Annotated in this window: 21 protein-coding genes; 7 read left to right on the top strand and 14 right to left on the bottom strand. The window is 48.3% G+C overall.

Annotated elements, in window-relative coordinates; genetic code table 11:
• Positions 1-115: 115 nt before the first annotated feature.
• The 10 genes from EL309_RS04530 to wrbA all read right to left on the bottom strand — a co-directional run bounded on the left by EL309_RS04530 (position 116) and on the right by wrbA (position 10,829).
• Positions 116-538, bottom strand: coding sequence for a ClpXP protease specificity-enhancing factor (locus EL309_RS04530; protein WP_004283123.1), 423 nt, complete (start codon positions 536-538; stop codon positions 116-118).
• Positions 539-567: 29 nt separating this feature from the next.
• A complete protein-coding gene (locus tag EL309_RS04535; protein ID WP_036494742.1) occupies positions 568-1,173 on the bottom strand; it encodes a glutathione S-transferase N-terminal domain-containing protein in 606 nt (201 codons plus the stop codon).
• 191 nt (positions 1,174-1,364) lie between these two features.
• Positions 1,365-2,153 (bottom strand): cytochrome c1, encoded by a 789-nt coding sequence (locus EL309_RS04540; protein ID WP_004283127.1) that lies wholly within the window; start codon positions 2,151-2,153, stop codon positions 1,365-1,367.
• Positions 2,154-2,167: 14 nt separating this feature from the next.
• Positions 2,168-3,517 (bottom strand): cytochrome b, encoded by a 1,350-nt coding sequence (locus EL309_RS04545; protein WP_004283129.1) that lies wholly within the window; start codon positions 3,515-3,517, stop codon positions 2,168-2,170.
• 11 nt (positions 3,518-3,528) lie between these two features.
• Positions 3,529-4,113 carry a ubiquinol-cytochrome c reductase iron-sulfur subunit gene (petA, locus tag EL309_RS04550; RefSeq protein WP_004283131.1) on the bottom strand — a complete coding sequence of 195 codons (585 nt, stop codon included), beginning with the start codon at positions 4,111-4,113 and terminating at the stop codon, positions 3,529-3,531.
• 121 nt (positions 4,114-4,234) lie between these two features.
• A complete protein-coding gene (locus EL309_RS04555; protein WP_036494719.1) occupies positions 4,235-4,984 on the bottom strand; it encodes a Nif3-like dinuclear metal center hexameric protein in 750 nt (249 codons plus the stop codon).
• A gap of 140 nt (positions 4,985-5,124) precedes the next feature.
• Positions 5,125-6,309 carry a 5-demethoxyubiquinol-8 5-hydroxylase UbiM gene (gene ubiM, locus EL309_RS04560; RefSeq protein ID WP_004283134.1) on the bottom strand — a complete coding sequence of 395 codons (1,185 nt, stop codon included), beginning with the start codon at positions 6,307-6,309 and terminating at the stop codon, positions 5,125-5,127.
• Between the two features lie 173 nt (positions 6,310-6,482).
• Positions 6,483-9,185 carry a phosphoenolpyruvate carboxylase gene (ppc, locus tag EL309_RS04565; RefSeq protein ID WP_040669664.1) on the bottom strand — a complete coding sequence of 901 codons (2,703 nt, stop codon included), beginning with the start codon at positions 9,183-9,185 and terminating at the stop codon, positions 6,483-6,485.
• A gap of 243 nt (positions 9,186-9,428) precedes the next feature.
• Positions 9,429-10,163 (bottom strand): oxygen-insensitive NADPH nitroreductase, encoded by a 735-nt coding sequence (nfsA, locus tag EL309_RS04570; protein ID WP_004283137.1) that lies wholly within the window; start codon positions 10,161-10,163, stop codon positions 9,429-9,431.
• A 60-nt stretch (positions 10,164-10,223) separates the two neighbouring features.
• Positions 10,224-10,829, bottom strand: coding sequence for an NAD(P)H:quinone oxidoreductase (wrbA, locus tag EL309_RS04575; protein WP_004283138.1), 606 nt, complete (start codon positions 10,827-10,829; stop codon positions 10,224-10,226).
• 63 nt (positions 10,830-10,892) lie between these two features.
• Here wrbA and EL309_RS04580 point away from each other — a divergent pair, with 63 nt between their 5' ends.
• Positions 10,893-12,143, top strand: a complete 1,251-nt coding sequence (locus EL309_RS04580) for a YihY family inner membrane protein (protein WP_004283139.1) — start codon at positions 10,893-10,895, stop codon at positions 12,141-12,143.
• A 138-nt stretch (positions 12,144-12,281) separates the two neighbouring features.
• On the opposite strand, the gene EL309_RS04585 is transcribed toward EL309_RS04580, so the two are convergent.
• Entirely contained in the window at positions 12,282-14,015 is a 1,734-nt protein-coding gene (locus EL309_RS04585) for a potassium/proton antiporter (RefSeq protein WP_004283140.1), read from the bottom strand.
• A gap of 256 nt (positions 14,016-14,271) precedes the next feature.
• Here EL309_RS04585 and EL309_RS04590 point away from each other — a divergent pair, with 256 nt between their 5' ends.
• From EL309_RS04590 to groL, 6 genes are all read left to right on the top strand, one after another.
• Positions 14,272-15,147: a DUF808 domain-containing protein gene (locus EL309_RS04590; RefSeq protein WP_004283141.1), complete on the top strand. Its 876-nt coding sequence runs from the start codon at positions 14,272-14,274 to the stop codon at positions 15,145-15,147.
• A gap of 99 nt (positions 15,148-15,246) precedes the next feature.
• On the top strand, positions 15,247-16,821 hold the full coding sequence (lnt, locus tag EL309_RS04595) for an apolipoprotein N-acyltransferase (protein ID WP_004283142.1): 1,575 nt from the start codon (positions 15,247-15,249) through the stop codon (positions 16,819-16,821).
• Positions 16,822-16,985: 164 nt separating this feature from the next.
• Entirely contained in the window at positions 16,986-17,837 is an 852-nt protein-coding gene (rpoH, locus tag EL309_RS04600; protein ID WP_036494740.1) for an RNA polymerase sigma factor RpoH, read from the top strand.
• A 333-nt stretch (positions 17,838-18,170) separates the two neighbouring features.
• Positions 18,171-18,458, top strand: coding sequence for a co-chaperone GroES (gene groES, locus EL309_RS04605; RefSeq protein ID WP_004283144.1), 288 nt, complete (start codon positions 18,171-18,173; stop codon positions 18,456-18,458).
• A 13-nt stretch (positions 18,459-18,471) separates the two neighbouring features.
• Positions 18,472-18,873, top strand: coding sequence for a hypothetical protein (locus EL309_RS04610; protein ID WP_004283145.1), 402 nt, complete (start codon positions 18,472-18,474; stop codon positions 18,871-18,873).
• Positions 18,874-18,913: 40 nt separating this feature from the next.
• Positions 18,914-20,548, top strand: a complete 1,635-nt coding sequence (groL, locus tag EL309_RS04615; RefSeq protein WP_004283146.1) for a chaperonin GroEL — start codon at positions 18,914-18,916, stop codon at positions 20,546-20,548.
• Between the two features lie 242 nt (positions 20,549-20,790).
• Here the strand turns inward: groL and lpxA are convergent, their stop codons facing one another.
• From lpxA to lpxD, 3 genes are read right to left on the bottom strand one after another with little or no spacing between them, the layout of a single operon-like run.
• Positions 20,791-21,567: an acyl-ACP--UDP-N-acetylglucosamine O-acyltransferase gene (lpxA, locus tag EL309_RS04620; RefSeq protein ID WP_004283147.1), complete on the bottom strand. Its 777-nt coding sequence runs from the start codon at positions 21,565-21,567 to the stop codon at positions 20,791-20,793.
• 56 nt (positions 21,568-21,623) lie between these two features.
• Positions 21,624-22,079 (bottom strand): 3-hydroxyacyl-ACP dehydratase FabZ, encoded by a 456-nt coding sequence (gene fabZ, locus EL309_RS04625; RefSeq protein ID WP_004283148.1) that lies wholly within the window; start codon positions 22,077-22,079, stop codon positions 21,624-21,626.
• Positions 22,080-22,081: 2 nt separating this feature from the next.
• Positions 22,082-23,143 carry a UDP-3-O-(3-hydroxymyristoyl)glucosamine N-acyltransferase gene (lpxD, locus tag EL309_RS04630; protein ID WP_004283149.1) on the bottom strand — a complete coding sequence of 354 codons (1,062 nt, stop codon included), beginning with the start codon at positions 23,141-23,143 and terminating at the stop codon, positions 22,082-22,084.
• Positions 23,144-23,159: the final 16 nt, after the last annotated feature.

The raw sequence follows: 23,159 nt of genomic DNA on the forward strand, positions 1-23,159 counted from the left end.
CAGTAATATGAACGCTTCCTATTTACCGGATTCCATAATTTTTACAGCACAACATATTTTCTCCGGCTGATTACCGGCATAAAAATGCCGCCCAAACAGGCGGCATCTGATTTGATTATTTAACCAATTTCAAAATTTTCTTTTTAGGCTTGCCGTCATCGGTTTCCGCCGTTTTTTCAGACGGCCTTTCAACTTCTTTTTCCCAATCGGACTTCACGCTCGGATCATAAATATCAATTTCAAATCCCATACCCTCACCCGTTTCACGAGCAAAAATACCGGTTACATGCCCGACAGGAATCCAAATCTCATGAGCTACGCCACCAAACCGCGCCGAAAAGCTTACCCAATCATTATCAATAACCAAATTGTGGCTGGCTGTCGGCCCAATATTTAAAACTATTTCATTATCACGAACATATTGCATGGGAACGCGGGTGTGTTCATTAACCCAAGCAACAATATGCGGTGTTTGCGCATTGTCTATACACCACTCATACAAAGCACGCAACAAATAAGGTTTGGTACTGGTCGTCATATCGGAAACCTTTTATTTTCAGACGGCCATTAACGGCGCATTGCCTTTTCGGCAGGCGTCAAAGCCTCAATAAACGCTTCGCGTTGGAAAATACGTTCTGCATACTTAAACAGCGGTGCCGCAGTCTTACCCAATTTGATGTCATAATAATCCAAGCGCCACAACAGCGGAGACAAAGCTACATCAATCATGGAGAAATCTTCGCCCAAAATATATTTGCTCTTTGCAAATGCCGGTGCCAAAGTAGTCAAACCATTACCGATCGCTTCACGCGCTTTAGCCTGATCTTTATTGCTTGCTTCAGGATTTTCCAATACTTGCACATGGCTGAACAATTCTTTTTCCATGCGGAACAAAACCAAACGACCGCGACCACGCATTACCGGATCACCGGGCATCAATTGCGGATGGGGAAAACGCTCGTCAATGTATTCATTAATAATATTGGATTCATGCAATACCAAATCCCGCTCAACCAGTACCGGAACCTGATTATATGGATTCATAATGGCCAAATCTTCGGGCTTATTAAAAATATCCACATCTTTAATTTCAAAATCCATACCTTTTTCATATAAAACGAAACGGCAGCGCTGGCTGAACGGGCAAGTAATACCCGAATACAAAGTCATCATAATCATCACCCCTAAAAAATTCGTCCTATATCAATGGGAAACAGTCCAAATACAGGAAGTTATAAAAAATCTGATTATAGCGGAACGTCTCAAACTTATCCACAAAACCAATCCAAGCTATTGTTTTAAATAGATTTAAAACCAAAAAAAAAGCAGAACTTTTAAAGTTCTGCTTTTTCATTCAACTAAGCTTAGTGAACATCTTTCCAATATTCTTTCTTCAGGAAGTATGCCAGAGGCAACATAACGGCCAATAAGAAGATCATAACCAAATAGCCGATACGCTTACGCTCCAATTGAGCCGGTTCACCCATATAAACCAAATAATTTACCAAATCGCGAACATAGTCATCATATTCTTTCTCGATAACCTTACCATTCGGTAAACGACGGCTATGCAAACCGGTAGATTCCCAATACAACTTAGGCTCTTTTACACCGTGTTCGTTTTCTACTAAAACAGGTTGGCCTTTGCTGTCTAACTCAACTGCTTTCACACCTTGCTGTTCCCATAAAGGATGAGGCATACCTACTTTATCGAACACGGTGTTATTCCAACCGGTAGGACGGGTAGGATCTTTATAGAAACCGCGCAGATAAGCATAGAGATAATCTGCACCGCGCGAACGGGCAATCAGAGTTAAATCAGGCGGCTCCGCACCAAACCATTTCGCTCCGTCTTTAGGATGCATTGCAGACTGCATAACATCGCCGACTTTATCCGTAGTGAACATTAGGTTTTTCTTGATTTCATCTTCCGTCAAACCAATGTCTTTCAAACGGTTGAAACGCATACCGGTTGCAGAGTGACAAGACAAGCAGTAGTTAGTAAAAATCTGAGCACCACGCTGCAGGCTTACTTGATCACCGAGATCGATATCGACTTTTTCATATTCTACATGACCGCCTGCTGCAACGGCCATGCCCAAAGGTGCTGCCAACAATAAGGCAGCAAACCAGTTTTTCAGTGCTTTTTTCATTTTCGCTGCCCTCATTAAATATTGGTTGCAAACAGATATGCACCCACAACGGTAATGGCAACATAAACAAAGAACATCAGTTTTTGTTTGCCGGTACTCATGGTTACACGCTCGGGAACCGGTTTGTTTTTATCCAGTTTGGTGTAGAACGGCATACCCAGGAAGAATGCAAAGTAAATAACGGACAGGATACGGGCTACGATCGTACGGGTATCGGTCGCAACCAAAGCACCCAAAATACCCAAACCGATGAAGGAAATGATGAACAATACCAACATGGTTTTAAAAATCGGGCCGCGGTAACGGATAGATTTTACAGGCGAACGGTCAAGCCACGGCAGCAAGGCAATCAATACCACAGCAGCACCCATACCGATTACACCCCAAACCTGTGTACCGAAGAATGAGGGAATAGCACGCAAAATCGCATAGAACGGTGTGAAATACCATACCGGTGCAATGTGCGCAGGTGTCTTCAATGGGTTGGCAGCATCAAAGTTTGGTTTTTCCAAGAAGTAACCGCCACCTTCAGGTGCGAAGAACATAATGGCACAGAATACGATCAGGAATACCACCACACCCAAGATGTCTTTCACGGTGTAGTAAGGATGGAATGGAATACCGTCCAAAGGAATACCGTTTTCGTCTTTCAGTTTTTTGATTTCAACGCCGTCAGGGTTGTTGGAACCTACTTCATGCAAAGCAATCAGGTGTGCTACAACCAAGCCTACCAATACCAAAGGTACGGCAATAACGTGCAGAGCGAAGAAACGGTTCAAGGTAACGTCGGATACGTTGAAGTCGCCTCGAATCCAAGTAGACAAATCCGGACCGATTACGGGAATGGCGGCAAATAGGTTAATAATTACCTGCGCGCCCCAGAACGACATTTGACCCCACGGCAACAGGTAGCCCATGAATGCTTCGGCCATCAAAGCCAAGAAAATCAATGATCCGAATACCCATACCAATTCGCGCGGCTTTTTGAAAGAACCGTAAATCAGGCCGCGGAACATATGCAGGTACACCACTACGAAGAACATAGACGCACCGGTAGAGTGCATATAACGGATAATCCAACCACCGGATACGTCGCGCATAATGTATTCGACAGCGGTAAACGCGGCAGGCAAGTGGTATGAATTCAAGTTACCGTCTGGTTTGTAGTTCATGGTCAGGAAAATACCGCTGACGATTTGAATCACCAACACCAGCATGGCTAACGAGCCGAAGAAATACCAGAAGTTGAAGTTTTTGGGCGCGTAATACTCGGTTACGTGCTCTTTCATCATTTTAGACAAAGGGAAACGTGCGTCTACCCAGCCTAACAATGATTTGTTTTCATTATTGGTTTGGTTTGCCATGATAAGTCCCTTTATTTGTCGTCGCCTACCAGAACGGTAGTATCGGACAAGTATTTATAAGGAGGAATGATCAGGTTGGTCGGAGCCGGAACACCTGCGAATACGCGGCCGGCCAAGTCAAATTTGGAACCGTGGCAAGGGCAGAAGAAACCGCCTTTCCAATCGGAACCCAAATCGGCAGGCGCTACGTCGGGACGGTAAGTCGGCGAACAACCCAAGTGTGTACAGATACCGATGGCGATAAAGATGTTCGGCTTAATCGAGCGCAAAGGATTCTTACAGTATTCCGGCTGCTGCTCCACTTCGGAGTTCGGGTCGGCCATTTTACCGTCCAAACTTGCCAAATCTTTTTGCTGCTGCTCCGTACGGTTCAGCACCCAAATCGGTTTGCCCTGCCATTCTACGGTCATCAGCTGACCGGCTTCGATTTTGCTGACGTCAACTTCAACGGCAGCACCGGCGGCTTTGGCTTTTTCCGAAGGGAAAAAGCTGGCTAAAAACGGGGTTGCTACGCCTAAAGCGGCCACACCGCCTGCACCCGCGGTCGCCAACGTCAAGAAACGACGGCGGCCTTGATTGATTTCTTGATTATCCATTATTCAGTCATCCTAACTATTGGGAATACCGAGCCATTAAACTCTGTAATTCTACCTGATTTTATAGGGATACTTAAAGCATTATTTAAAATAAGGTAAAGTTTTGCGACATTTTTTGACCTTAAGCAGGGTTTTGCTCGTCGAAAAAATCCACTTTCACATCAAATTTTTGTGCAATCTCTTTTCCCAATGCCTGAATGCCGTAACGTTCGGTTGCATGATGCCCGGCGCTGATAAATGCCGTTCCGGTTTCCTGCGCCAGGTGGAATTGTGCTTCCGAAATTTCTCCGGTGACATACACATCTACTCCTTCATCCGAGGCCGTCTGAAAAAATCCTTGCGCACCGCCGGTACACCATGCGATGCGTTTAACGGGCTTATCGGCACTGCCGATGACAACCGGCTTGCGTTGCAAGGTTTCGGATAATTTTTTTCCCAATCCAGCCAAGGTAATCGGTTCTACCGGCACGCCTATATTCAACAAATTCTGCTCGCCGCAGCAATATTCGGTTTTCCAGCCCATGATTGCCGCCAGCTGTGCGTTGTTTCCCAATTCGGGATGGGCGTCCAAAGGAAGATGATAACCGGCCATATTGATATCGTGCTTCAACAGGGCGGCAATGCGTTCCTTTTTCCAGCCGGTAACGGTTAACGGTTCACTTTTCCAAAACATACCGTGATGTACCAAAAGCATATCTGCCTGCTGTTCGACAGCATAATGAATGGCGGCGCGGCTTGCGGTAACGGCCGTAACGATGTGTTCTGTGTCTTCCCTACCCTCTACTTGCAGGCCGTTGGGGGCATAATCTTTGAAAGTGTGAGTCTGCAATATTTCATCACACCAATTTAATATCGCTTTTCTTGAGGCCATGATTCGGTATCCTTAATATTTTTCAGACGGCCTTTGTCGAACCCGTTCCGTCTGAATGTTCAATCCATTATTTGTTTGATAATTTAAAGCAGGCCGTCTGAAATTTCAGACGGCCTGCCCGAATAAAAACTATTTCTTAATCAGCCGGTAAGCTGGCGGGTAATCAGTTTTTTCAACGGCGGCAGATTATTGCTGGCACGCAATACCAAACCGCGCAGCAACTTCGCCGGCGGGGCTTCGTTGGTAAACAGTTTCAATATCATATTGGTTCCCAAATAAAGCGGTTTGGCGTGCAGCATATGTTTATGACTGTATTGTGCCAATAAGGTTTGCGAACCGATATCCTCTTGGCATTTGACCGCTTCGATAATCAACTTGGCCAAAATGTCGGCGCCCGACAAACCCAAATTGAAGCCGTGTGCGGTTACAGGGTGCATGCCAACCGCCGCATCACCCAATAAGGCGCAACGTGTGCCGTAAAAGCGTTCGGCCAACATACCGACCAAAGGATAAGTATGAACCGTGCTGACCAGTTCCATATCGCCCAAACGGCCGTTTAATTGTTTTTTCACGCTCTCGGCCAGTTCTTCAGGCTTCATATTCTGAATGCTTGCAGCCTGATCGCTGTCAACTGTCAAAACCGTGTTGGTAAGGTATTCTTCCAAAGGCAGCAAAGCAATGGTGCGGCCGTAATGGAAACATTCGTAAGCAGTATGTTGGTTGGAAACGGTATGCTTCATTCTGCATACAAACATAGTCCGGCTGTAATCATGCATATCGCTGGCAATGCCGAGCTGGCGGCGTGTTTGCGAAAAACGGCTGTCGGCGGCAATCAACAGGCGTGCGGTCAGCGTTTCGCCGTTATCCAACACCACCTGCGCTTCCTGCGCGGAAGTGTGGACGGTTTTCACACCGACACCGTTGAGAATACGTACATTATCCAAAACAGATACGGCTTGATAAGCCGCTTTACGGATATTGTGGTTGGAAATCAAAAAGCCCAAACAATCCGCCGGCGCACCTCTGGCTTGGGTCGGTTGGGGGAAATGCAGATAATAGGAAGAATGACCGTCTGCCACTTTGGCATCGCGTAAAGGATAAATTTCATTTTCGGGAATATGCTGCCAAATACCTGCCCGTTGCAGAATTTCTCTGGAAAAATGGGTAAGCGCAATCTCGCGACCGTCATAAGGCGGCTCTTGCAGCACATCCAAAGGCTGCTTCTCAATCATGGTCACGCTCAAACCGCTGCCGGCCAAACCTGCCGCAAAACTCAAACCTGCCGGACCTGCGCCGACAATAATAATATCGCTATGTGGGTTCATGAAAAGCATCCTTACTGTTTTAGCCGCCCGTTATCAACAAGCCTGCCCGAGATGCTTATTATCTATAACTTTCATCTGCAGGGAAACCTCTTTTATCCCTGATTTAATATAAATCAAACCAAAGGCCGTCTGAAAATTCAGACGGCCTCAAACTCAAACCCGTGTCTTAGATATTAGCCGGTATTACGCAAACCTTGTGCCACACCGTTGATAGTGAGATGAACCACCTGCAGCAGATGCGGATTTTCGGGATCTTTACGCAAGCGTTTCAGTAAGGCCACCTGCAAACTGTTCAACGCATTCAGATAAGGCATACGCAATGCCAAAGAACGCGCCAAGCTGCGGTTGTCGCTCAACAGCTCCCGGGTTTGCAGAATATCCAGTAAAGCTTTGCGGCTGCGCAAGTATTCGGCCTTAATCATGCTGAAAATTTCAGCTGCCTCTTCGGGATTGCTGCTCAAGCCTGCATAACTCTCCGCCAAAGTCAGGTCGGTTTTCGCCATGACTTGCTCCATATTTGAGAGCATGGCTTGGAAGAACGGATTATTCTGCGCATGTTGCTGCAAAGATTTCAGACGGCCTGAATCGGCTTTACACAACTCTTCCACCGCACTGCCGAAACTATACCAAGCAGGCAGCATCAGGCGGTTTTGCGTCCATGAAAACACCCACGGAATGGCGCGCAAATCCTGAATTCGCGCCAATGTTTTACGGCTGGCGGGACGGCTGCCGAGATTCAGCGTGGCAATTTCCTGAATCGGACTGGTTTGTAGGAAATAATCAATAAAACCATCGTAAGTGATCAACGCCCGATAATGCTTGAACGCGCTGTCCGACAAAGCCTGCATCAATTCGCTGTCGGGATCTTGGTGCGTCGGCAGCAGACTGGCTTCCAGCGTTGCAGCCACCAACGTTTCCAAATTGCGCTGCGCATTGCCGGCATCGGCATACTTGGCGGTAATGACTTCCCCCTGTTCGGTAATGCGGATTTGCCCGGCCACACTGCCTGCGGGTTGAGCCAAAATCGCCTGATAAGACGGGCCGCCGCCGCGACCGACACTGCCGCCGCGACCATGAAACAAACGCATTCTGATGCCATGCCGTCTGAAAAGTTCTACCAATTCCTGTTCGGCCTGATACAGCCCCCACGAACTGCTCACATAACCGCCGTCTTTATTGCTGTCGGAATAACCAAGCATGATTTCCTGCATATTGCCGCGGCTTTGCAGCAATTCGCGGTACCACGGCAGGCTAAACATGGTTTCCATCACGCTGCACGCGTTTTCCAAAGCTTCAATCGTTTCAAACAATGGCACGATATTCATACGGCTGAACGGCTTGCCGTCTGAAACTTTCAACAAACCGCATTCTTTCAGCAACAAGGCCAAAGCCAGTAGGTCGCTGGCATTTTCAGCATTGGAAATAATGCTTTGCGTAATGGCTTGTTCGCCCAATTCATCTTTGATTTTGCGCGCTTCGCAGAAAATATCCAATTCTTGACGGGTTTGCTCGCTGTATTGCAGATAGGGGTTGCACAAAGGACGGTTGTTGTTCAGCTCTCGCAGCAACACCGCCTGCTTGCCCGCCTCGTCCAACGCCGCATAATCTTCCAGACCGGCCTGTTCAAACAGCTCGGCAACCACATCGGCATGCTTTCCGCCATGCTGGCGCAAATCCAAAGGCATCATATAAAAACCGAATACCGAAGCGGTTCGGATAATGTCGGCCAGTCTGCCGTTAGCCAACAACGCGCTGCCGTTGTCCATCAACGACTGCTGCAACACTTTCAAATCACAGAGAAATGCCTCCGCATCGGGATAAGGCTGCAGCGTGCCGAAACGGCAGCCCAAAGTCAGGCCCAACTCATGCGCCTTACCGATCAAACGCGCCATAATATAAGCCACCGCCCTGCGGTAAGGCTCTTCCGAGCGCGCAATATCGGTATCCGGAGACAATGCCGACAAAGCCAATACACCATCACTCACTTTAACGCGGCGCACCGACAAAGGCAGATCCTGATACAGTTCGCCCAACTGGCGGCGGTAATAATGGAAAACCGTGTCCGCATGACGGGTAAACGCATGGCGCAGCGTTTCCGCCGATACAAACGGATTACCGTCACGGTCGCCGCCAATCCAACCGCCAATCTGTAAAACGTCGGGAATTTCGATTTCAGGCCAGGCCGTCTGAAAAACCTTTTCCATATTGCGGTAAAACTTGGGTAAGGCTTGGAAAAAACTCAACGGAAAAATCGACACACCGTTGTTGATTTCGTCTTTCACCGTCATTTTATAGTGGCGCGTTTCGCTCATCTGCCACAGTGACAGCAGCGCCGCATCAATTTCATTTTGCAGCTCGCCCAACGCATCGGCGCTGTTGCAGCATTCGCGCTTGGGCAACAAAAAGCGGATACGGCGATGGAAATTCAACGCCGCCTGACGTTGCACCTGAGTCGGATGGGCAGTCAACACCGCTGCCACATGCAGTTCCGACAGCTGTTTCTGCACCGTTTCGGCATCGATTCGGTTGGCACGCAATTTGCGTACGGTATCGGCCAAACTGCCCTCCGCAGCCTGACTGCCGGCACTTTCGTGAATTTGGCGGCGGCGTTCGTGATGCACGTCTTCCGCAATATTCAAAATCTGGGCAAACATACCGCAAGCCAAAGTCAAATCGTGAATCTGCTGCTCGTCCAACTTAGGCAAAACATTTTCGATTACCGCGCCGCAATCCGCAGCTTCCGACAAGGCCTGAACGGTTTCCAACACCAGCGGCGACGCCTCTTGCCGCAGCAAATCAAACAGGGACTGCTTTAAAAATTCGGCATCCGCCGCCAAAGGCGCGTCTTTGGGATTATTAAGGATATGAAGCTGCATAACATTCTCTTTATTTAAATTGTTATTAAACAAACTGACTGCTAAGGTATCCAAATTCAAAAAGATTGACAACAATGTAGCAAAATGTAATTTTTCAAGCCATTATTTTTTCAAAAATAAACTTCAAATACCGCCATGCCCTGCCGGTGATTACTTCATAAAAAACACCGGTCAAACAAGTCAAAGAAACAAAATAAAGGCCGCCTGAAAATTTCAGACGGCCTCCGACAAGCAAATCTTAATTTACCGCTTTGCCAAACCTTTACGGTTCAAGAACGGCAAAATATCGGGACGGACTTCTTGGCACAGAGTATTGTTCACTTGAGTAGTAAAATCCAAATCCAAATTGCTGCGGCGCTTGTAGTAATCTTTCACTACATTGTTATATTCCTCGTAAGCTGCAGCGTCCAACGGACGGTAAACATTCTCGGAAACCACGAAATCCAAAGGCATACGCGGTCTCAAAATCGGCTCTTGCGCCGGATGGCCCAAACACATACCGAACAAAGGCACGATGTTTTCAGGCAGATTCAGAATCTTATCGGTGGCATTGATATCGTCGCGCAGACAGCCGATATATACGCCGCCCAAGCCCAACGATTCCGCCGTCAACATAATATTTTGCGCCATGATGCCCGCATCCACCGCACCCATCAGCGTCATCTCCGTCCAATCGGTTTGGGCGCAGGCGGCGATTTGCTTGTGTTTGGCAAAATCGATACAGAACACCAAAAACTCGGCACAAGTTTCGATATAGTGCTGGTTGGCACCGACGGCGCGGAGCTGTTTACGCATATCGATGTCGGTGACGCGGATAATGTGCGTCGGCTGCATATAGCTTGATGTCGATGCGGCCTGACCGGCTTTCAAAATCGCCTCTAACATTTCCGGCGCAATCGGCTCGCCGGTAAACTTACGGATGGAACGGTGGTTCAACGCCGTTTCCAAAGCCGGTTTGCTTGAAAAATCCATAATCATCTCCCTGTCTGTTTGAGGCCGTCTGAATTTTCAGACGGCCTGTTGCATCAATAACGGCCTTTATCCGGCCAATTTAACTGCCAATTCCGCCAACCTTCTGCCCTGCGCAAAAGCCAGCTGCTCTTCCTCTTTGGTCAACGCGGCACGACTTTCCGCACCCGAAACATGCGACGAACCGTAAGGCGTACCGCCGCTTTGTGTCGAACTCAATCCAGCTTCGCTGAAAGGGATTCCGCTGATAACCATACCGTGATGCAGCAAGGGCAACATCATGGCCAGCAATGTACTTTCCTGCCCGCCGTGCATACTGGACGTGCTGGTAAACACCGTTGCCGGTTTGCCGATCAGCTCGCCGCCCAACCATTGCGGAACCGTACCGTCGATAAAATACTTCATCGCCGCCGCCATATTGCCGAAACGGGTCGGGCTGCCCAAAGCCAAGCCGGCACAGTTTTTCAAATCCTCCGCCGTGCAATACGGTGCGCCGCTGTCGGGAATATCGGATTCGACCGCTTCGCAAACAGTCGAAACTTTCGGAACGGTACGCAAAACCGCTTCGCAGCCTGCCACGCTTTCCACACCGCGCGCGATATGTCGGGCAAGATTCAGCGTACCGCCGTGCTGCGAGTAATACAACAGAAGAATTTTTAAGGTTTTTTGGCTCATTCGGCACTTTCCGCTACAATAGTTTGCAAATTCATGTATTTTTTAATCTGAATAAGGAAGATTATGCGCTTTTTTTCCCGTTTGCAAGCTCTGCGTCAAACACGCGTCGGCGGCTTTGCCCTGTTTCTCTACAAACGGTTTATGGAAATCAGGGTTCCCCAAGTTTCTGCAAGCCTGACCTTTACCACGCTGTTGGCGCTCGTGCCTGTTTTAACGGTGACTTTGGTGGTGGTTTCCGCCTTTCCGATGTTCGATTCCCTGTCTTCTTCTTTTGTCGAATTTGTCAATCAGACTATCGTACCGACCGGAGCCGATGCGGTATTCGGCTATATCAATGAGTTTAAAGGCAAAGCCAGCAATCTGACCACCATCGGTTTATTAATGTTGCTGGTCACTTCTCTGCTGCTGATTCAAACCATAGACCAAACTTTCAACAGAATCTGGCATGTCAAAACACCGCGCTCCATCTGGATGCAGTTTTTGGTGTATTGGGCCCTGCTGACATTCGGGCCGTTGGTCATCGGTATCGGGCTGTCTTCTTGGACAGTATTGTTGTCATACAGCGACTTCAAACAGCAGTTTCCGTTTTTGGCTCCGGTGGTAAAATTCTTTACTTCGATGATTTTCTCCACCGTACTGCTGTGGCTGCTGTACCACCTTGTCCCGAACCGTTTCGTACCGGCAAAACACGCTTTATTGGGTGCGCTGGTTACCGCCGTCTTATTGGAAATCGCCCGTTTCGGCTTTGCTTGGTATATCGGCAATTTCAACGGCTACGCTTCGATTTACGGCGCATTTTCGGCGATTCCGGTATTCCTGCTGTGGCTGAATCTGTTGTGGATGCTGGTTCTGACCGGAGCCGTGTTCACTTCTTCGCTGTCTTATTGGAAAGGCGAAGCTTTCCGCCGCAGCTCGGACGCACGGGGACGTTTCGACGATGTATTGAAAATCCTGCTGCTGTTAAACGAAGCGCAACAAAAAGGCCGTTCGCTCAAAGTGCAAGACTTCCGCAACCACATCAATATGGGCTACGACGAGTTGGGCGAGCTGCTCGATAAATTGGCCAAAAACGGCTACGTTTACAACGGCAAACAAGGCTGGGTGCTGAAAACCTTGGCGGAAAATATCAATTTGGAAGATTTGTTCAAACTGCTGATCTACCGCCCTGCACGCAGCAAAAACGATTACATCAGCGGCTCTGTCGACCAAATCATGCAAACTTCGCTGCAGTCTATGGATATTTCTTTAGCCGAGTTCGCCAATCTGGTCGAGAAAAACAAGGAACACCCGCTTCCTAATCCGTTTGAAGCTTGATATGTTCAATTGATCGGTTGCCAAATACACAAAGGCCGTCTGAAAATTTCAGACGGCCTTTTGATATTTATCTGGAAAAACATCACCATCGGGTCATATCCAATGTCAACCAATCGTGTTTTAAAAACTAAATCAATTTTAAGCGTGCGGACATTTCAAACCGATCCACTTCATCGATCCGTCTTTGTCGGTTTCCTTAACCGTCAATTCAAAACCGCCGATTTCGATACGGTCGCCCTCAACCGGAATATTGCCTTCAAAGCGTTTTTTAAACAAACCGCGCAAAGTCAGCTCCCGCTCCTCTTCGTCCAACTGCAAACCATAAGCCGCTGCCAAATCTCCGGCCAAGCTCGACGGATTTACCACAAATTCGCCGAAGAAATCCAAGTTCATGCGGGCGGTGTTGCCGGTTTCCGCAAAACGCTTGGCCAAAGGTTCGGCATCATCGGCAGACACCATGTACCAAGCCACATCATCCGCCTGCAAACGGGTATCCGCTGCCAAATCTTTACGCTTGTGATTGCGGATTAACGCAAAACAACGCCCGGGCTGCGAAGGCAAGTCGCTGCCGACTTCATCGGGATGCATGCCTTCGGCATCGGAATCGGCAATCACCTTATAAGCCGTCAACGGTACGGATTCGTTTTCCGCCAACCAAATTTCACGACTGTCGGCTGGCTCGGGTTTCGGCGGCACGGCAACTTTAAGCCAATGCGCCACAACGGGAATCGTTGCGCCCTGAATCAGCAACGATAAAATCACTACGGCAAACGCCACATCAAACAGCAAACGCGCATTCGGAACACCCATCATCAAGGGCATCATTGCCAAAGTAATCGGCACTGCACCGCGCAGTCCCACCCAACTGATATAAGCCAATTCGCGCGGATTGTAGTGAAACTTCCACAAACCGCTGACCACCGCCAACGGTCTGGCTACCAACATCAAAAACGCGGCAATCGCCAAAGCGTCCAAGCCGTGCTCCCACAAACGCGTCGGCGTTACCAACAAGCCCAAAACCACAAACATGACCGCTTGTGCCAACCAAGCCAAACCGTCCATCACGCGCAACACATGTTCGGTTGCATGGCTGTGTTGGTTGCCCACCAAGATTCCGGCCAAATACACTGCCAAAAAGCCGCTGCCGCCAATCAAATTGGTAAAGGCGAATACCAGCAACCCGCCGGATACAATCATCAGCGCATATAAGCCTTCGGCCAGATTCAAGCGGTGCACCAAACGCGCCAACACTTTTCCTCCGAAATAACCTGCCGCCAAACCAAAACCCAATTGCTGGAGCAACATTAAAATAAACGAGATTACGCCGGCATCTTCGGGATTCATGGTCAACGCAATCAATGCCGTTACCAAGAAAATCGCCATCGGGTCGTTGGCACCCGATTCGATTTCCAAAGTCGCCTGAACACGCTCATTCAAACGCACACCGCTGTTGCGCAACAAGCTGAATACCGCACCGGCATCGGTCGAGCCGACAATTGCCGCCATCAGCAAACCCAAACGCCAATCCACGCCCATATATATCGTAGCAAAAACACCCAATAACCCGACCGTTGCCACTACCCCCCAACTGGCCAATATCGAAGCCGGTTTCAAACCGATACGGAAACTTTCCAGTTTGGTGCGCAAACCACCGTCCAACAGAATCACCGCTAACGCCAGCTGACCGATCAGCGTAGCCGTAAAAAAGTTATCAAACTCGATACCGCCCACGCCCTGTTCGCCGGCCAACATACCGACGCCGAGAAACATCAATAACAGCGGCAGCCCCAAGCGCGCCGACAAAGTTGTCGAAATCACGCTGAGAAACAGCAGCAAGCCACCCAAAAGAAATAAACTGTTGATTCCGTCCATAGATTCTGAAATGAGTATTGGATTTTATTTTGTTGTAAACATCATGATCATTGCTAAAAGCTGTGGCATTTTAACATAAAAGGATAAGCCCAATCGTAGCGCCACCCTCTGTTTTCACTCATTTTTTCAGATTATTATCTGCCATTGATTTCCGTAACAGCCGATGTTTTCGGCCATTTTTCAGTTATAATGGCGAACTTCGCATTACACACACGATCTTTCCTCGCAAATCAATATTAGAATTTAGGAAATACACATGGCTTTTGCCTCTCTGTTTACTTTACTCGACGACATCACTACCGTTTTAGACGATGTTGCCACCATGACCAAAGTTGCCGCCAAAAAAACAGCCGGCGTTGTCGGTGATGATTTGGCATTAAACGCCAACCAAGTAACCGGCGTCAGCCCCGACCGCGAACTGCCCATTGTTTGGGCGGTAGCCAAAGGCTCGCTGGTCAACAAACTGATTTTGGTACCTCTGTCACTACTGCTTTCAGTATTCCTACCGAAACTGATTATACCCTTATTGATGATCGGCGGTGCTTTTCTCTGCTTCGAAGGCGTGGAAAAACTGCTCCATAAATTTCTCAACAAAGACCACCACGACGGCCACCAAGCCACAACAGACGAAATCTTCGATGAAAAAGCCAAAATCAAAGGTGCAATACGTACCGACTTCATTCTTTCCGCCGAAATCATCATTATCGCCTTAGGCGTAGTCGGCGCTTACAGCCTGCTGACCCAAACTTTGGTACTCAGCACCATCGGTTTAGGCATTACCATTTTAGTCTACGGCTTAGTCGGCGGCATTGTGAAAGCTGATGACTTCGGATTATGGTTAATGTCCAGCGACAAAGCCTCTGCCAGAACCATCGGTAAAGGCATTATTCTGTTTATGCCTTGGTTTATGCGCGGCCTGAGCATTGTCGGCACGTTAGCCATGTTTTTAGTCGGAGGCGGCATCATTGTTCACAATGTGGAATTCATTCACCACTTTTTACACGGCCACCATTGGGATACCGGCTGGCAAAACCTGATAGCCACACTGATTGTCGGCGTATTGACCGGTGCATTGGTGTGTGCCGTCATCTTGCCCCTAATGAAAATATTCGGCAAAAAAAATCCTCATTAAATCCAAACAGGCCGTCTGAAAAACAATCGTTTTTTTCAGGCGGCCTCATCAGCATACGCTTATTAAGTTTTACCATTCATACCGATTCGCAAGCCATACATGTCAAATCAATATCCATTCGAAAAATACTGGCAACAACCGGCAATCTACTGGGCATTGGTGATACTGCTCGCTGCAGCCACGCCTTTGACATTTGCCCCTTACTACCATTTCTGGCTGATGCCCCTGCTGTTTGCGGCTTTCATACGCCTAACCGAGCTGCGTCCGCACTATGCGGTACGCAGCGCCTACCTGTTCGGACTGACTGCCTACGCCACCCAATTTTACTGGATACACACTGCCCTACACGATGTTTCCGGCTTACCCAACATGTATGCCTTGCCGCTGACCCTGCTGCTCCCGGCATTTTTGGCACTCTATCCCGCGGCCTGTTTTTGGCTGTTGGAAAAATTCAATGCACCGCGTACCCTCAAAATCGGCTTTATCTTACCGGTGCTGTGGACGCTCACAGAATTCGCACGCGAGCGCCTGCTTACCGGATTCGGCTGGGGCGCACTCGGCTATTCACAAATCAGCAACCACAGCCCGCTGTCCGGCTTTGCCCCTATCGGCGGTATCCATCTGGTTACCTTAACAACCGCCTTCACCGCCGCATGGTTAGTTTTACTCGCATACGGCGCAGGTAGGAAAAAAATCCAAATCACAGCAACAGCCCTGATTGTCGCAATATTGGCCATTGGTTATACCGCCAACCAGACCGAATTTACCCGGCCCAACGGAGAAACCAACAGCGTTGCACTCCTACAGGGCAACATCAAGCAAACATTAAAGTGGAACGAAGACCAAATCATTCCCACCATCCAGCAATACTATGAACAAGTGGCACAAACACATGCCGACATCGTCATCATGCCGGAAACCGCCATTCCTGTTTTTCTGCAAGACCTGCCCGACGGTTTGATTAACCAGTTTGCCGATCAAGCCCAACGGAACGGCAGCGACCTTGCCATCGGTATCGCACGCTACACCGATAATGGAGACGGCTACCAAAATGCCGCCGTAAATCTAAGCGGCTACGATCCTGAGCAACCGGAGCCCCTACCCTACTACGCCAAAAACCATCTCGTACCTTTCGGCGAATACAAACCCCTACCGCAAATCACCGAACCGCTATACCGCTTAATGAATATGCCTTTGGCCGATTTCAAACGCGGCGGTACCGGGCAAACGCCTTTTCAAATGAAACAGCAGAAAGTTGCTTTTAACGTCTGCTATGAAGACGGCTTCGGCGACGAACTGATTGCCTCCGCCAAACAATCTACGCTGCTTGCCAACATCAGCAACATGGCTTGGTACGGCAAATCCAATGCCATGTACCAACACTTACAGCAATCACAAGCCCGCGCTTTGGAACTCGGCCGCTTTATGGTACGCTCCACCAATACCGGTGCAACCGCCATCATCAATCCGAAAGGCATGATAGTTGCAATTTCCGAACCCGATACCGCCACTATATTAGAAGGAAACATCGAAGGCTATACCGGAGAAACACCTTATATGAAGCTGGGCAGCTCTTGGCCGTTAATCATTATGCTCAGTTTAATGTCCGGCTTCCTGTTTATACGATACCGTAAGAAAAATACCGATGAATCGTCTAAACCTATATCCCGATAAAAACACTCAAATTTTAAAAAACAATCAATTCGAAAAAACTACAAAATTTAACCTATCAAGTGTAGAATAATACAAAGAATTCCTGTCTAATAAACAAGCGGTATCGGATTAGCGATGCCATCACAAAGGCTTAATGCCTGACACAAAAGGAAAAATGAATGACCATGAATCAAGCCTTCACATTACCCATCCCCAGCGGACACGGCAGTCTGGAGCAATACATTCATACCGTCAACAGCATTCCCATGCTGACACACGAAGAGGAAACCTCATTAGCAGAACGCCAACTTAAAGGCGATTTAGAAGCAGCAAAACAATTAATCTTGTCACACCTGCGCGTTGTAGTTTCCATCGCACGCGGCTATGACGGTTACGGCCTAAACCAAGCCGACCTGATTCAGGAAGGCAATATCGGGCTGATGAAAGCAGTCAAACGCTTCGAGCCTTCACGCGGAGCCCGTCTTTTCTCCTTTGCCGTACATTGGATCAAAGCGGAAATCCACGAATTCATCCTGCGCAACTGGCGTTTGGTGCGTGTTGCCACCACCAAACCGCAACGCAAACTGTTTTTTAATTTACGCAGCATGCGCAAAAGTCTGAGTGCCTTGTCTCCCAAAGAAGCGCAAGATATTGCCGATGATTTGGGCGTAAAACTTTCCGAAGTTTTGGAAATGGAACAACGCATGACAGGCCATGATATTGCCATTATGGCCGACAATAACGACGACGAAGACAGCTTCGCACCGATTGACTGGCTGGCCGACAACGATACCGAGCCTACCCAGCAAATCGCACAAAAAGCCCACTATGCCCTGCAAACCGAAGGTCTGCAAAACGCTTTGGCACAATTGGACGACCGGAGCAGACGCATCGTCGAAACCCGTTGGCTGCAAGACGACGGCGGTATGACCCTGCACGAATTGGCCGACGAATATGGCGTTTCTGCCGAACGCATCCGCCAAATCGAAGCCAAAGCCATGCAAAAACTGCGCGGCTTCTTAGCAGAAGCCGGTTAATTCCTATTGATACACACAAGGCCGTCTGAAAATTTCAGACGGCCTTTTCATATCAGAAAATCTGATTTAGGCAATATCACACTTACATCATATTAGCGTATTTAATATAGCTGCATTAAATCTCAAAAACATCGTGTAAAAGCCGGCATCACCCTAATCCGGATAAAACGGTTTTCATAAAAAATTCACCCGTTCGGGCTTGAATTTATCCATTCCAACCTTATGTTAGATTCCATTCATTCCCTGCGCGGCCGACAAGCCGGCGCGTTTTATTTTGAATCCTGATTCACAGGTATTTGTTTTGATTTTAAATTTAATATTCGGAGAACACACATGACTATTCGTCCTCTGCATGACCGCGTTGTTGTAAAACGCTTGGAAGCTGAAGAAAAAACCGCATCCGGCATCGTATTGCCGGGCGCCGCAGCCGAAAAACCCGACATGGGCGAAGTGATTGCCGTAGGTGCGGGCAAAGTTGGTAAAGACGGCCAACGCCGTGCGCTGGATGTGAAAATCGGCGATAAAGTGATCTTCGGCAAATACAGCGGCCAAACCGTTAAAGCAGACGGCGAAGAGTTGCTGGTAATGCGCGAAGAAGACATTTTCGGCATCATAGAATAAGTACTGTACATTAATGAAGAAAATTGTTTTTTCCCTGTTTACGCTGCTATCCGCTACAGTTTGCTACGCAGCGCCTCCCGCAAAAAATCCGTTTACCGGTTTTTATGCCGATGAAGGCTACGCCAAGCGTAAACAAGGCTATGATTGGGTGGGTGTACACGTTGAACCTTTAAAAAACCGACACTATCGTGTACTGATAAAATCTCGCAACGATATTAAAAAGCCGACTTGTTCCGGTTCGTTCATTGCCAAACCGGTGGGCAAGCACACTTTGTCGGCCGTTTCGAAAGCCGGACGTTTTTATTTGGTATTTGAAAAAAATAAGCTGGATATCTACTCAAAAAATAAAACCACTCTTCATTATTTCTGCTCCGGCGGCGGTTCGCTTGCGGGACAGTATAAAAAAATTCGATAATTTAATTTTATATATATTCAACATCTTAGGAGTAATCAACATGGCAGCAAAAGACGTACAGTTTGGCGCAGATGTGCGCCAGAAAATGGTCAACGGCGTAAACACCTTAGCCAATGCCGTTAAAGTAACTTTAGGCCCGAAAGGCCGCAACGTAGTGGTAGACCGTTCTTTCGGCGGCCCGCACATCACTAAAGACGGCGTTACCGTAGCCAAAGAAATCGAATTGAAAGACAAATTCGAAAACATGGGCGCGCAAATGGTGAAAGAAGTTGCCTCTAAAACCAACGACGTAGCCGGTGACGGTACCACCACCGCAACCGTTTTGGCACAAGCCATCGTAGCCGAAGGTATGAAATACGTTACCGCCGGCATGAACCCGACCGACCTGAAACGCGGTATCGACAAAGCCGTAAATGCTTTGGTTGAAGAGCTGAAAAACATCGCCAAGCCTTGCGACACTTCTAAAGAAATCGCCCAAGTGGGTTCGATTTCCGCCAACTCCGACGAGCAAGTGGGCGCCATCATTGCCGAAGCCATGGAAAAAGTGGGCAAAGAAGGCGTGATTACCGTTGAAGACGGCAAATCATTGGAAAACGAATTGGATGTAGTAGAAGGTATGCAGTTCGACCGCGGCTACCTGTCTCCTTACTTCATCAATGATGCCGAAAAACAATTGGCTGCGTTGGACAACCCGTTTGTATTGCTGTTCGACAAAAAAATCAGCAACATCCGCGACCTGTTGCCGGTATTGGAGCAAATCGCCAAAACCAGCCGTCCGCTGCTGATTATTGCCGAAGACGTTGAAGGCGAAGCGTTGGCCACTTTAGTTGTGAACAACCTGCGCGGCATCCTGAAAACCGTTGCCGTTAAAGCCCCGGGCTTCGGTGACCGCCGCAAAGCCATGCTGCAAGACATCGCCATTTTGACCGGCGGTACCGTGATTTCAGAAGAAGTCGGCTTGTCTTTGGAAAAAGCCACTTTGGAAGATTTGGGTCAAGCCAAACGCATCGAAATCGGTAAAGAAAACACCACCATTATCGACGGCTTCGGTGATGCAGGTACTATCGATGCACGAGTTGCCGAAATCCGCCAACAAATCGAAGTAGCAACCAGCGATTACGATAAAGAAAAACTGCAAGAGCGTGTTGCCAAATTGGCCGGCGGTGTTGCGGTCATCAAAGTCGGCGCGGCTACCGAAGTGGAAATGAAAGAGAAGAAAGACCGCGTAGAAGACGCGCTGCATGCAACCCGCGCTGCCGTGGAAGAGGGCGTAGTGGCCGGTGGCGGCGTGGCTCTGCTGCGTGCCCGTGCTTCTCTGTCTAAAGTGGAAACCTCCAACCCTGACCAAGACGCTGGCGTACAAATCGTATTGCGTGCGATTGAAGCCCCTCTTCGCCAAATCGTGGCCAATGCGGGCGGCGAACCGAGCGTTGTCGTGAACAAAGTATTGGAAGGTCAAGGCAACTTCGGCTTTAATGCCGGTTCAGGCGAATATGGCGATATGATTGAAATGGGTGTATTGGATCCTGCCAAAGTAACCCGTTCAGCATTGCAGCACGCTGCTTCGATTGCCGGCTTGATGCTGACAACCGATTGTATGATTGCAGAAATCCCTGAAGACAAACCTGCTATGCCGGACATGGGCGGCATGGGTGGTATGGGTGGCATGATGTAAAAGGCCGTCTGAAAAAACGAAAGTCCCGCATGAATGCGGGACTTTTTTGTTTTTATCTTACATATCGGTTTTTTTTCGAATGGTTAAAGAACATTCGTCTACAAGCCGTCTGAAAATCTAACTGCTTGGCTGATTCATTTCCCAACAGAAAATGCCTGTCAAAACTGCAAAAAGGCTAAGCCATCCGGCTTAGCCTTCCCCTTCATCATTTTAACCGTACTGCCAATTTTTCAGACGGCCTCCTAACGGATAATCCCTCTGGACGAAACTTCAAAGAAGTCTTTAAATACGGCCAATTCAGGTGCAGTCGAACTGAGTTTCAATACCTCTTCTTTAGCGGCTTCCAAACCCAAACCTTGGCGGTACAGAACTTTATAAACATTTTTAATGTTGGCAATCTGCTCGGCGGTAAAACCGCGACGGCGCAAGCCTTCGGTATTCAAACCGGCCGGTTCGGCACGATAACCCGCCGCCATCACATAAGGCGGAACGTCTTTATGAACACCTGCGGCAAAAGCAGTCATGGCATGATCACCAATAATACAAAACTGGTGAACCAGCGAATATCCGCCCAAAATCACCCAATCGCCAACGGTTACATGTCCGGCCAATGAAGCATTGTTGGCAAAAATCGTATGGTTGCCTATCACACAATCATGAGCCAGGTGGACATAGGCCATAATCCAGTTGTCGTCACCGATACGGGTTTCTCCGATGCCGGTTACCGTACCCAAATTAAATGTCGTAAATTCGCGAATGGTATTGTTGTTACCGATAATCAGCTTGGTTGGCTCATCACGGAATTTCTTGTCTTGCGGCACTGCACCCAAAGAGGCAAATTGGAAAATTTTATTATTTTCCCCTATGGTTGTATGGCCTTCAATTACAGTATGCGGGCCGATTTCCGTACCAGCACCGATCTGAACATTCGGGCCGATAACGGTATAAGCTCCGACTTTTACGGTGCTATCCAGTTCGGCCTTTGCATCAACAATTGCAGTCGGATGGATTAAGCTCATTTGGCTATCCTTTAAACAAAGGCCGTCTGAAACCGATTTTTTCAGACGGCCGCAAATTACATCTCTACTGTGCGTTTTGCACACATGATTTCAGCTTCTACCGCCACTTGTCCATCCACTTTGGCCACTGCTTTGAATTTGCCGATACCGCGTTTGCTGGTTAGCAATTCCACTTCAAAAACCAATTGGTCGCCCGGAACCACCTGACGTTTGAAACGGGCGTTGTCGATACCGGCAAAGAAATAAATTTCCTCTTCCTTGCGACCACCTTCGCTCAAAATAGCCAATGCACCGCAAGCCTGAGCCAGTGCTTCGATAATCAATACGCCGGGCATAACCGGAAAATCCGGAAAATGCCCTTGAAAGTGCGGTTCGTTCATGCTGACGTTTTTAATGGCAGTCAGCGTTTTCATAGATTCGAATGCAGTAATACGGTCGAGTAATAAAAACGGATAGCGGTGTGGAATCAGTTTCTGAATATCTTTGGCTTCAATAGGAAGGGTAATTTCCATGATTATTCCTTATTGTTGTCAGCGGATTGTGATGTTTCAAGTGCTTTCTCAAGCTGCTTGATGCGTTTGTTCATTTCGCTCAGATGGCGGATATGGACGGCGTTGCGCGCCCATTCTTTGTGCGTCTGCATCGGATACGGGCCGGCAATGTGCTGGCCGCTTTCTTTGATGCTGTGGGTAATGCTGCTGCCGCCGCCGATGGTGGTTTTATCGGCGATTTCGATATGGCCGACTGTGCCGACACCGCCGCCGATAATACAATAATTACCGATGGTAACGCTGCCTGAAATCCCTGTTTTGGCAGCAATAACCGTATGCGAGCCGATTTTACAGTTATGGCCGATTTGTACCTGATTGTCGATTTTCGTACCGTTGCCGACTACAGTATCGCTCATGGCTCCGCGGTCGATATTGCTGTTCGAACCGATTTCTACATCGTCGCCCAACGTTACGCCTCCGGTTTGCGGAATTTTAAACCAGGAATCGCCTGCAAAGGCCAAGCCGAAACCGTCGGCACCAATGACGGCACCCGAATGGATTTCCACCCGATTGCCCAATGTGCAACCGTGATAAACCACGGCTTTCGGATGCATAAATACGCCATCGCCAAGTTTACAGCCATGCTCGATAACAGCTCCTGCCAGAATCCGGCAACCTTCGCCCAATACAGTATCGGCACCGATATAAACATGCGCTCCGATTTCGCAACTATCGGGAACCACCGCACCCTCTTCAATTACCGCAGTCGGATGAATACCCGGAGCAGGTTCGACGATTGGGGAAAATAATCTGGCAACTTTTGCAAAATAAAGATAAGGATCTGGAGCAATAATCAGGCTCCTACCGGCAAAATCATCTGCCACTTTGGCACTGACGATAACGATACCCGCCAAACTTTCTTTAACTTCTGCCGTATATTTCGGATTTGCCAAAAAACTGATGTGGTTTTCCTTGGCTTCTGCCAACGGTTTTACCGCCTCAACGGCGATATCTGCACCGCGCTGCTCTCCACCCAATTTCCCGACAATTTGAGACAAGGTGTAGATTTGATTATTTGTTTTCATATTTTACTGAGAGGCC

The organism is Neisseria weaveri (genome assembly GCF_900638685.1).
Taxonomy (GTDB): domain Bacteria; phylum Pseudomonadota; class Gammaproteobacteria; order Burkholderiales; family Neisseriaceae; genus Neisseria; species Neisseria weaveri.